Consider the following 10,951-nt stretch of genomic DNA (forward strand, 5'->3'; position numbering starts at 1 on the left):
AGCCAGTGAAAAACTATAGTTTACAGGAGTTTCCAGGTAAAATTAAATAAATCATACAATATAGGTAAAAGACTCATTAATCAATTATTTGATACATACTAAAATTCACTTCTTTAAAAATAAGGTTACCTCAGCTAATGAGATATCGTATCTCAGCTGAGCTAAAAACATCCTGTTTTTAGACCTTATTTTTAATTCCGCTCATTTAGATGTATTAACAAATAATTGCTAAAATTCCCTTTTTACCTATATTGTATGATTTAATCTAAACTTTATATTTAGGAAACTCCTGTAAACTATAAGTTTTGACTTGTCTATATTTTTTTATCTGATATAATGTAAGTACATTAAAGCTTCTTAATGCTTAAATCAAGCCTTTTAGAAAGGTGGGATCTTAACTTTGCCGACAATTTTATTTGTGTGTACCGGGAATACCTGCCGTAGTCCAATGGCTGAACATCTTTTGCGTGATATGTTCAAAAATAGAAAAATAAAAGGATTGAAAATAAAATCAGCCGGGATTTCTGCTCTGCCAGGTGGAAAAATAAGTTCTGAAACTCTACAGGTTTTAAAAGATGAAAAAATTGATGCTAAAAACCATAAAGTTACTAAGATTAATAAAGAATTATTAGTTGAAGCAGATATTATTTTGACTATGACTGAAGCCCATAAAAGATATTTAAAAAAGAGAGAAGAGGTTTCAGCCAAAAAATTATTTACCTTAAAAGAGTTTATTAAAGAAAGTGAAGACCTTGATATTCTTGATCCTTATGGACAGTCTCTGGAAGTATATCAGAAGACTAAAGATGAAATTAAAAAATATTTAGAGGAATTTAAAAATAAAATTATTAACAAAGAAATTTTAAGAGGTGATATGATGAAAATTGCTATTGGTTCAGATCATGCTGGTTATCAACTCAAGGAAGAAATAAAATCTTTGCTTGAAGAAAAGGGCTTATTTTATCAAGATATGGGCACTGATTCTGAGGATTCAGTTGATTATCCTGATTTTGCTTACAAAGTAGCAAAAGGAGTCGCTGACAATAATTTTGATAAAGGTATTTTGATCTGTGGTACAGGTATTGGGATGTCGATTGCAGCAAATAAAGTAAAAGGAGTTCGGGCTGCTCTCTGCCATAACGTCTTTTCTGCTAAAGCAACCAGAAATCATAATGATTCAAATGTTTTAACTATGGGTTCAAGAGTTGTTGCTAAAGGTTTGGCCCGAGAAATTGTAAAGGCCTGGCTTGGAGAAGAATTCGATGGCGGAAGACACCAGAGAAGAATTGATAAGATAAGTGATATAGAAAAAGAAATGAAAGATTAAAACTATTAATATAAAGGATGAAGATTAATGATATCTTCCTATATTTTGATTTTTTTCAGCAGTTTAATAATATCTTTTTTTCTTGTTCCTGGAGTAAAAAAAGTTGCTAAAAAAATTGATGCTCTTGATTATCCAGGTGCTAGAAGGATTAATGAACTTCCTGTTCCTAATATTGGTGGTCTTGCCATCTGGGCCTCTTTTTTATTAACTGCTTTCATATTTTTTGAATTTAACAAAACTCTTTTTGGAATACTACTGGGGGGAAGTTTTATAACTTTTGTAGGTTTTGTAGATGATCTTTATGATATTTCTCCTTTTCTCAAATTAGTATTTCAAATTCTGGCAGCAGTTGTTTTATTATTTTTTGGAGTTCAGATTGAATTTATAACCAATCCCTTAGGTGGAATGTTTTTTCTTGGTAGCTGGGGAATTCCATTAACTATTATTTGGGTTGTAAGTATAACTAATGTAGTAAATTTAATGGATGGACTTGATGGCCTGGCTGCTGGAGTTTCGATAATTGCAGTTATAACTATCTTTTTTGTAAGTTTACAGGAAGGACAAAACCTGGCAGCTGTTATGGCCCTTACTCTGGCCGGGAGTTCCTTTGGATTTCTTTATTATAATTTTCATCCTGCTGAAATATTTATGGGTGATAGTGGTTCTATGTTTTTAGGTTATACTCTGGCCTCAATTTCAGTAGCAGGTTCTTTAAAAAGTGCTACAGCAATTACTTTAGTAGTCCCTGTTTTAGCTTTAGGAGTACCTATTTTAGATACTTTATTTGCAATAATAAGAAGAGCTTATAATGGTAAACCTATTGGTAAAGCAGATAATGGTCATATTCATCATCGTCTGCTTGCTTTAGGCTGGAATCAACAGGAAGCTACTTTGATTGTTTATGGGATAAGTATATTTTTAGGAATAATTGCTGTAATTTTTAACAGCTCAACTTTTGAAAATGGATTACTTTTGATTTTTCTTGCCTTTTTAACTATAATTTTTGGGGCCTGGAAACTTGGAATATTTAGTGCTCAGTTAAAATCTGATAAAACAGAAGTAGAGAAGACAAAATATTAAAATATAGTTTTTTATTTCTTTTACTGTAAAATAATTAAAAAGTCATAATAGTATTAATAGTATTATTTCATTTTATAAAAGAGGATTTTTAAATAGAAACTAGAAATAATAATTAGTTAAGATTAGGAAAAAAGTATTTTTATTAATAAAAGTGAGAGGCTAAAAAATGAATAATAATAATAGTTGGCAAAAAATTGCCCAGGCCTTTGGAATGTTAACTTTGCTTGGTATTACTATAATTGTCAATATAGCTGTAGGTTTCTGGCTGGGAAGTTTAGTTGATAAATTAATTGGAAGTGATTTGATTTTTAAAATAATAGGTTTGATTACAGGAGTTTTTTCAGGATTTTATTCTGATTATAAGTTAATTACTGATGTTTTTGGTGATAATGATGAAGACAAATAATCCGGCTGAAGCAGAAAAAGATGTTATTAAAAAGACAGTTATAGTTGCTTTGATACCTCTTGTATCTTCTCTAGTCATGGGAGAAATTGATGCCTTTTTAGGTTTGATTTTTGGACTGTCCATAAGTATTCTTTTATTTCATTTAAAAAGAATTAATATAGAAAATTCTTTACAAATGTCAGCAGCAAAGGCTAATACATATATTAGGAATCGTTATTTTATTAATTATCTCATTTATTTTATTGTTCTAGCTGTTGCTTATAGAAGAGAGGGAATAAGTTTTTTGGCAGTTGTTGTAGGTATTTTACTTTTAAAATTTACTATAATCGGACTGGCTGCACTAGATAATCTTAAAAAAAGCTGGGAAGAAAAAAAAGACAGAGTTGAAAAAGATTGATTTAGTAAGAGAGGGGAGGTTTTATTATGAATCCAGGACCACAGGTTGTCACTCATTTATTTGGTAAAGATTTTTTACCAGTTACTGATACATTGATAGTTTCCTGGGTTGTAGTAGTTGCTTTAGTGATAGCTGCCAAAATTATTGGAAGTAATTTAGAATTAGTTCCAGGTAAAGTCCAAAATGCTACTGAACTTCTTTTAACATCTATTGAAGATCAGATTGAGCCGATGTTACCTGGAGAAGGTAGAAAGTTTTTACCTTTTATTGGTACAATTTTTATTTTTGTTGGGGTATCTAATCTATCAGGTGTTTTACCTGGTGTTCCCAACCCAACAGCAGATATAAATACTACTTTAGGTTTAGCCCTTTTAGTATTTATCTTAATGCACTTTGAGGGAATGCGTGAAAATGGAATCTGGGGCTATATTAAAGGTTTTGCTGAACCTGTATTTATTTTACTACCACTTAATATTATTAGTGAGTTAGCTAAACCAATTTCTCACTCTTTCCGTCTTTTTGGTAATATTGTTGGTGGTGGAATTATCATTACTTTGATTTATCAGGCAGCACCCTGGTTAATTCCAATTCCGTTACAGGCCTGGTTTGACATCTTTATTGGCTTAATACAGGCCCTTATTTTTGGTATGGTAGCCATAGCCTATATTGCTGTTTCAAAAGAAGGCTAATTAATTATAAAAAAATTACAGTGAGTAGCTGAAAGGAGGAAATTATAATGGTTGAATTTTCACAACCGGTCATTGATGTGATTATCAGTGCTTCTGCACTACTTGGAGCTGGCTTTGCTATGATTGCTGGTATTGGTCCTGGTATTGGTCAGGGTTATGCCGCTGGTAAAGCTGTAGAATCTGTAGCAAGACAACCTGAAGCAAGAGGTAATATTATTACTACTATGCTTCTAGGTCAGGCTGTTGCTGAGTCAACAGGTATTTATTCACTGGTTATAGCCATTGTTTTGATCTTTACATTTGCTTAAAAAAACCATTTTTGATAGTGAGGGGAATTTTTCCCCTCATATATCAAAAATAAAATTTGGTTATGGCTCAATTTTATTTTAAAAATCTATGATGAAAAAAAATATATTTAAATAAATATAGATACTATTGAAAAATACGATTTAGATAGCATTGTTTGAGAATATGCCGGGAGGTGAGATGTAAATGGTAAATATTAATACTACCATGCTCTGGGAAGTTATTAACTTTTTTGTTCTACTCTGGTTATTAAAGAGATTTCTTTATGAGCCGATGACTAATATGCTTGATAAAAGAAAGAATAAAATTGAAAGTGATCTCGAGGAAGCCAAAGAGAAGAAAAAAGAAGCAAGAGAATTAAAAAAGAAATATGAAAATGAATTAAAAAATGCAAGACAGGAAGCTCAAGAAATTGTAGAAAATGCTGAAGAAAGAGGAAAGAAAAAAGCCGAAGAAATAGTTGAAAATGCTAGAGAAGAAGCTCAAAGAATTAAAGAAAGAAATGAAGCAGAAATTGAGCAGGCCAAGGAAGAAGCTCTTTCTGAATTAAGAACTGAAGTATCTTCAATTTCAATTATGGTGGCAAGTAAGTTTTTAAAAGAAAAGCTTGATGAAAAAGAACATAAAGAACTTATTAATCAATACATCGAAGATTTAGATGCTAAAAAGCTTGGTGAAGCCAAATGATTCAAAATGAAATAGCTAAAAAATATAGTGAGGCACTTTTTTCACTGGCTGAGGAAAAAGATGAATTTATTAAGTTCAAAAATGACTTGAATTCAATAAAAGAAGCTTTTACAGAACATAAAGAATTTAAGAATGTTCTTTTTCACCCACGAATTAAAATTGAAGAAAAGAAAAGAATTTTTAAAAGAATATTTAAAGAAAAAATATCTCAGGAAATATATAATTTCATTCAACTTTTAATAGATAAAAGAAGAATATTTTATATTAAAGCTATTATTAGTCAATTTAATGATTTAGTTAATGATAGGAAAAAAATTCTTGAGATTGAAGTAGTTTCTGCTATTGAGCTTGAGGAAAATATGAAAAATAGACTTAAAGATAAATTGGAAAAAGGAATGAATTATGAGGTAGTACTTAATAATACAGTTGATCCTGAAATTTTAGGTGGACTTGTTTTAAAAATAGGTGATAAAATAATTGATGGTAGTATTCAGTATAAGTTGAATACACTTAGTGAAAAGATAGAAAAAATTCCAGTAAGTAAGTTAGGGGTGGAATGATATGAATCTGAAACCAGAAGAAATTAGTTCAATTATAAAAGAAGAAATCGAAAATTATGAGTCAAAACTGGAAACAGTTGGTGTCGGTACAGTACTTGATATTGGTGATGGGATTGCCCATGTTTATGGTTTAGAAGATGTAATGTCCAATGAACTTTTAGAATTTCCTAATGGAGTTTATGGAATGGCTCTAAACCTTGAAGAAGATAATGTAGGTTGTGTACTCCTTGGTAGTGAGACAAAAATAAAAGAGGGAGACACAGTAAAAAGAACAGGAAGAGTTGTTGAGGTACCTGTTGGCGAAGAGATGCTAGGAAGAGTTGTAAACTCACTTGGTCAACCTCTTGATGGTAAAGGTCAGATAAACTCTGATACATATCGTCCGGTTGAATATAAGGCTCCAGGTGTTATAAAACGTCAACCTGTTGAGACACCTCTTCAAACAGGTTTAAAAGCTGTTGACTCTATGATTCCTATTGGTAGAGGTCAGCGTGAGCTTATAATTGGTGATAGACAGACTGGTAAAACTGCTATTGCTATTGATACGATTATTAACCAGCGTGATAATGATGTAAAATGTGTTTATGTTGCAATTGGACAGAAAGCATCTGATGTTGCGCAAATAAGAGAAAAATTAACTGAATACGGAGCAATGGACTATACAACTATTGTCACTGCTTCTGCAAGTGACCCTGCTCCACTTAGATATTTAGCTCCATATGCAGGTTGTGCTATTGGAGAACATTTTATGTATGAAAATGATGGAGATGTATTAGTTGTTTATGATGACCTATCAAAACACGCTGATGCATATCGTGCTATGTCTTTACTTCTAAGAAGACCACCTGGACGTGAAGCTTATCCTGGTGATGTATTTTATCTACACTCTCGTCTTTTAGAAAGAGCAGCTAAACTCAATGATAAAGAAGGTGGAGGTTCACTGACAGCCCTTCCAATTATTGAAACTAAAGCTGGAGATGTTTCTGCATATATTCCAACAAATGTTATTTCCATAACTGATGGACAGATTTACTTAGAAAGTGAATTATTCTATTCAGGAGTTAGACCGGCTATTAATGTTGGTATTTCTGTTTCCCGTGTTGGTGGGGATGCTCAGATAAAAGCTATGAAGGATGTTGCCGGTACCTTAAGATTGGATCTTTCTCAATATCGTGAACTTGAAGCCTTTGCTCAATTTGGTTCTGACCTTGATGAATCTACTCAGCAAAAGCTTAACCGTGGTGAGAGAATAGTTGAATCACTAAAACAGGCTGAAAACTCTCCTATGGTAATTCAGGATCAGGTTATCTCTATCTATGCTGTTGTAAATGGTTATTTAGATGATATTCCTGTAGATAATGTAAGTCGTTTTGAAGATGAACTACTTAACTTTATGAACAGTAACTATCCTGAATTAGGAGATAAAATTGTAGAAGTAGGTAAGCTAACAGATGAAATTGAAGAAGAATTAGAAAAAGGAATTGAAGAATTCAAAGAAACATTTAGTGTTAAGAAAAAATCAATTCTTAGTGACCAGGGCGCTGAAGTAGAAGAAGGCGAAGATGAAGAGTTTGAAGAACTGGAAACAGATGAAGAATAAATAGATGTTGAAAGTTAGAGGTGAGTATTTATGGAGACGATGCGAGATATTAAACGCCGCATAAGTAGTGTGCAAAATACTAAAAAAATTACCAGAGCCATGAAAATGGTTGCTGGTGCTAAATTGCGTCGTGCTCAGGAAAAGGCTGAAGATGCCCGTCCTTTTTTCAATAAAACTAGAAAAATATTATTGGATGTGCAACAACATAGTCGAAATACCGACCATGTTTTGCTAAATGAAAGAGAAGGAAATAAGCATCTTTATATTCTAATTACTGGAGACCGCGGTTTATGTGGTGCCTATAATTCAAATGCAATAAATAAATTTAAAAATAGTATAAATGAAGATGAGGAAAATAGTCTTTTAGCTATTGGATCAAATGGTAGAGATTATTTTAAGAAAAGAGACTTTGATATAATATCTGAATATGTTCAGCTTGATGATTATCCTGAATTTAGTTTTGCCCGAAAAATTACAAATGAGATTATATCATTATTTAAAGAAGATATGTTTGATAAAATTAGTTTGATATATACTCATTTTGAAACTGCTTTATCTCAGGAAGTTAAAATGATTCCTCTTCTTCCAGTAAATGCACCGGAAAAAAGAGAAAGAGATGAGGTACAGGTAGAATATCTTTATGAACCATCTGCTGATGAAGTTCTGGATGTTATATTACCTCAATATGTCAATAATGTGCTGTATGCATCACTGTTAGAATCCAAGGCAAGTGAATTTGGAGCAAGAATGACAGCCATGGATTCTGCTACTGATAATGCCAGTGATATGATTGAGGACTTAACCAAAACTTATAACAGAGCTCGTCAGTCTGAAATTACCCAGGAAATAACTGAGATAGTAAGTGGAGCTGAGGCTCTCAAATAATTGTCTGTAAAGGAGGAATTTTCGTGAGTGAGTCACAAAATATTGGTAAAATAGTACAGGTTATTGGACCTGTAGTTGATTTAGAATTTCCAGAAGGAAATTTACCTGAAATATATAATGCGATAAGAATTGACAATGAAGAAAATGATATTCATCTAACTATGGAAACTATGAAGCAGTTAGGTGATAATAGGGTAAGAACAGTTGCTATGGATTCTACTGATGGACTTGTTCGTGGTATGGAAGCTGTTAATACCGGGCAGCCTATTAGTGTTCCTGTAGGAGAAGGTGTTCTTGGTAGGATATTTAATGTGTTAGGTGAAACAATTGATGAACAGGGTGAAGTTGATGCAGAAACTTATAACCCTATTCACCGGGAACCACCTACCTATGAAGAACAGGAAACATCTGATGAAATTTTTGAAACAGGTATTAAAGTTGTTGACCTGCTGGCACCATATACTAAAGGTGGTAAAGTAGGACTTTTTGGTGGTGCTGGTGTTGGTAAAACAGTACTTATTCAGGAACTAATTAATAACATAGCTATTGAACATGGTGGTTTTTCTGTGTTCGGTGGTGTTGGGGAACGTACTAGAGAAGGAAATGACCTTTATCGAGAATTTCAGGAAGCAGATATTTTAGATAAAGTTGCTATGGTTTTTGGTCAGATGAATGAGCCACCTGGAGCTAGAATGAGAGTTGGTTTATCTGCTCTAACAATGGCAGAGTACTTTAGAGATGAAAGTGGAAGAGATGTACTTTTATTTATTGATAATATTTTCCGCTTCATTCAGGCCGGTCAGGAGGTTTCTGCTCTTTTAGGTAGAATGCCTTCAGCTGTTGGTTATCAGCCAACTCTAGCTGGTGATGTAGGAGCTTTACAGGAAAGAATTACTTCTACTAAAAAAGGTTCAATCACATCTGTTCAGGCCGTATATGTTCCTGCAGATGACCTAACTGACCCTGCTCCAGCAACTACTTTTGCTCACTTAGATTCAACAACTGTTTTATCTAGAGATATTGCTGAAAAAGGTATTTATCCTGCTATTGATCCACTTGATTCTACATCTAATATTCTTGATCCAAGAATTGTTGGAGAAGAACATTATCAGGTAGCAAGACAGATTCAGGAGACCTTACAGCGTTATCAGGATCTCCAGGATATTATTGCTATTCTTGGTATGGATGAATTATCTGAAGAAGATAAAGTTGTTGTAAATAGAGCACGTAGAATAGAAAGATTTTTATCACAGCCATTCTTTGTAGCTGAACAGTTTACTGGTGTTGAAGGTAGATATGTATCTATTGAAGATACTATAAAAGGATTTAGAGAAATTCTTGAAGGTAAACATGATGACCTGCCAGAAGAGGCTTTTTATATGGTAGGTACTATTGAAGAAGCAAAAGAAAAAGCAGAAAGGCTTGAGGCAGGTGAATAATTAATGTCTACAATAAAGTTAGATATTGTTACTCCTGAAAGAGTGGTTTATAGTGAAGAAATAGAAATGTTAGTAGCTACAGCCATAGATGGAGATATTGGAATTCTACCTGGACATACTCCACTGGTAACCGGCTTAGTTCCCTGTGTTTTAAAAATTGATAAAGGGGGAGAAAAAATTCATATATCTGTTAGTGATGGATTTATGGATGTAAAACCGGAAGAAATTAATGTAGTGGTAAGAACAGCTGAATTCCCTGAAGAAATAGATATTGAGCGTGCAGAAGAAGCAAAAGAAAGAGCTAAAAAGAGACTTGAAAAAGAAGATGACAGGACAAATAAAGCTAAAGCTAATTCAGCACTGGAGAGAGCTTTGGCCCGTATTAATGCAGCAGAAAGAAAAAGAAAATAAAGTTTCTTATTGGCCCCCAATAAGGGGGCTTTTCTGTGTATTAATAGGTCAAAAGAAGTAGAAATTATTTTTTACCTTACAAGTGAGTAAATATTTGATATAATAAGAGAAGTAAGGGGGGAAATAGCTAATGAAGAATGATGAAGAAAAAAGTGATTTGGAAAAAGCTGCCTTTCATGGAGCACATGGAACTCCTGAATTAAAAAAAGATGAGAAAAATCGCTTTTTAGGAGAATTTGCCGAAAGAGTAATTTGTTATTTAAATTATCAACAATTAATTGAACCTGGAATTTATCCAGAAGTTATTGCTGCTATAAAAAGTACTGAAGCAAAAAAGCTTGTTATATCAAGGGAAGTTGAGTTGAATCAGGCTCAGGATTATATTAAAATAGCCAGAGATAATGGTTTAAAATTTAAAAGAGTTGATTCACCTGAACACAAAGGAGAGATTTCTCTTATTGTTGCTTCAGATGGAGCTGTTAATGTAGAAGAAAAAAGTATTATGGATAGAAGTAAAAAGTTGAAAAAAAAGGGGATACCTGATAATATAATAGATGGTGTAGGAAAAAAATTATGTCCTGATTGTTGGAAATTGCTAAAAGAAAAGGCTGAAGAAGAATTGATTAATTATAAAAAGATGACCTGGATCGAAAAATTAACTGGAGATAAATGTATAAATTGTGATAAAGACTAGAAAGGAGCTTTTAATAGTGGGTAAATTTATAGTAGAAGGTGGAAATTCCTTAGAAGGGCAAATAACAGTAAGTGGAGCAAAAAATGCAGCATTACCAATTATTACTGCCTCATTACTTGCTGATAGTCCCAGTACATTATTGGATATTCCCGCTTTAAGAGATGTAATAAATTTATGTAAAATTTTACGAGATATGGGAGCAAAAATAAATAGAGAGGGAAATACTGTTGAAGTTGATCCTCGCAGTTTACATAAGTCTGAAGCAGATAGTGAACTGGCAAGACAGCTTAGAGCTTCTTATTATATATTAGGTGTTATGTTAGCTAAAGAAGGAAGAGCAAGAACAAGTTTACCTGGTGGTTGTAATATAGGTAATAGGCCTATTGACCTTCATTTAAAAGGTTTTAAAGCATTAGGTGCTGAGGTAGAGCTGGACCACGGGATAATTGAAGTTAAAGCTGATAAATTAG

General features: G+C 32.8%; 14 protein-coding genes. All 14 read left to right on the forward strand.

All coding sequences use genetic code 11. The annotated features are described in order from the left end of the window. Positions 1-400 precede the first annotated feature (400 nt). Positions 401-1,327, forward strand: a complete 927-nt coding sequence (gene rpiB / locus VJ881_07850; protein ID HKL75965.1) for a ribose 5-phosphate isomerase B — start codon at positions 401-403, stop codon at positions 1,325-1,327. Between the two features lie 27 nt (positions 1,328-1,354). Further along, positions 1,355-2,407: an MraY family glycosyltransferase gene (locus VJ881_07855; protein HKL75966.1), complete on the forward strand. Its 1,053-nt coding sequence runs from the start codon at positions 1,355-1,357 to the stop codon at positions 2,405-2,407. Between the two features lie 166 nt (positions 2,408-2,573). Next, entirely contained in the window at positions 2,574-2,813 is a 240-nt protein-coding gene (locus VJ881_07860) for an AtpZ/AtpI family protein (GenBank protein HKL75967.1), read from the forward strand. Next, positions 2,800-3,210 (forward strand): ATP synthase subunit I, encoded by a 411-nt coding sequence (locus VJ881_07865; GenBank protein HKL75968.1) that lies wholly within the window; start codon positions 2,800-2,802, stop codon positions 3,208-3,210. The genes VJ881_07860 and VJ881_07865 overlap by 14 nt, the downstream gene beginning before the upstream one ends. A 26-nt stretch (positions 3,211-3,236) precedes the next feature. After that, positions 3,237-3,899, forward strand: a complete 663-nt coding sequence (atpB, locus tag VJ881_07870; protein ID HKL75969.1) for a F0F1 ATP synthase subunit A — start codon at positions 3,237-3,239, stop codon at positions 3,897-3,899. Positions 3,900-3,946: 47 nt separating this feature from the next. Continuing rightward, on the forward strand, positions 3,947-4,207 hold the full coding sequence (gene atpE, locus VJ881_07875) for an ATP synthase F0 subunit C (GenBank protein ID HKL75970.1): 261 nt from the start codon (positions 3,947-3,949) through the stop codon (positions 4,205-4,207). A gap of 184 nt (positions 4,208-4,391) precedes the next feature. Then, positions 4,392-4,892, forward strand: a complete 501-nt coding sequence (gene atpF, locus VJ881_07880) for a F0F1 ATP synthase subunit B (GenBank protein HKL75971.1) — start codon at positions 4,392-4,394, stop codon at positions 4,890-4,892. After that, positions 4,889-5,452, forward strand: a complete 564-nt coding sequence (locus VJ881_07885; protein ID HKL75972.1) for a F0F1 ATP synthase subunit delta — start codon at positions 4,889-4,891, stop codon at positions 5,450-5,452. Before atpF ends, VJ881_07885 begins: the two co-directional genes overlap by 4 nt. A gap of 1 nt (position 5,453) precedes the next feature. Next, positions 5,454-7,052 (forward strand): F0F1 ATP synthase subunit alpha, encoded by a 1,599-nt coding sequence (gene atpA, locus VJ881_07890; protein HKL75973.1) that lies wholly within the window; start codon positions 5,454-5,456, stop codon positions 7,050-7,052. Positions 7,053-7,082: 30 nt separating this feature from the next. After that, entirely contained in the window at positions 7,083-7,937 is an 855-nt protein-coding gene (gene atpG, locus VJ881_07895; protein ID HKL75974.1) for an ATP synthase F1 subunit gamma, read from the forward strand. A gap of 23 nt (positions 7,938-7,960) precedes the next feature. Then, positions 7,961-9,376 (forward strand): F0F1 ATP synthase subunit beta, encoded by a 1,416-nt coding sequence (atpD, locus tag VJ881_07900; GenBank protein HKL75975.1) that lies wholly within the window; start codon positions 7,961-7,963, stop codon positions 9,374-9,376. 3 nt (positions 9,377-9,379) lie between these two features. Next, entirely contained in the window at positions 9,380-9,787 is a 408-nt protein-coding gene (locus tag VJ881_07905; protein ID HKL75976.1) for a F0F1 ATP synthase subunit epsilon, read from the forward strand. A gap of 130 nt (positions 9,788-9,917) precedes the next feature. Beyond that, positions 9,918-10,481, forward strand: coding sequence for a YueI family protein (locus tag VJ881_07910; protein ID HKL75977.1), 564 nt, complete (start codon positions 9,918-9,920; stop codon positions 10,479-10,481). 16 nt (positions 10,482-10,497) lie between these two features. Next, on the forward strand, positions 10,498-10,951 hold a 454-nt coding region (locus VJ881_07915; protein ID HKL75978.1), incomplete at its 3' end, for a UDP-N-acetylglucosamine 1-carboxyvinyltransferase.

It is taken from the genome of Halanaerobiales bacterium (assembly GCA_035270125.1).
GTDB lineage: Bacteria > Bacillota > Halanaerobiia > Halanaerobiales > DATFIM01 > DATFIM01.

Excerpts from the sequence above, each read along its gene's own strand:
- atpF (HKL75971.1), top strand. The coding sequence starts at position 4,392 with ATGGTAAATATTAATACTACCATGCTCTGGGAAGTTATTAACTTTTTT.
- VJ881_07885 (HKL75972.1), top strand. The coding sequence starts at position 4,889 with ATGATTCAAAATGAAATAGCTAAAAAATATAGTGAGGCACTTTTTTCA.
- atpG (HKL75974.1), top strand. The coding sequence starts at position 7,083 with ATGGAGACGATGCGAGATATTAAACGCCGCATAAGTAGTGTGCAAAAT.
- atpB (HKL75969.1), top strand. The coding sequence starts at position 3,237 with ATGAATCCAGGACCACAGGTTGTCACTCATTTATTTGGTAAAGATTTT.
- VJ881_07865 (HKL75968.1), top strand. The coding sequence starts at position 2,800 with ATGAAGACAAATAATCCGGCTGAAGCAGAAAAAGATGTTATTAAAAAG.
- VJ881_07910 (HKL75977.1), top strand. The coding sequence starts at position 9,918 with ATGAAGAATGATGAAGAAAAAAGTGATTTGGAAAAAGCTGCCTTTCAT.
- atpA (HKL75973.1), top strand. The coding sequence starts at position 5,454 with ATGAATCTGAAACCAGAAGAAATTAGTTCAATTATAAAAGAAGAAATC.
- atpE (HKL75970.1), top strand. The coding sequence starts at position 3,947 with ATGGTTGAATTTTCACAACCGGTCATTGATGTGATTATCAGTGCTTCT.
- VJ881_07855 (HKL75966.1), top strand. The coding sequence starts at position 1,355 with ATGATATCTTCCTATATTTTGATTTTTTTCAGCAGTTTAATAATATCT.
- VJ881_07860 (HKL75967.1), top strand. The coding sequence starts at position 2,574 with ATGAATAATAATAATAGTTGGCAAAAAATTGCCCAGGCCTTTGGAATG.
- VJ881_07905 (HKL75976.1), top strand. The coding sequence starts at position 9,380 with ATGTCTACAATAAAGTTAGATATTGTTACTCCTGAAAGAGTGGTTTAT.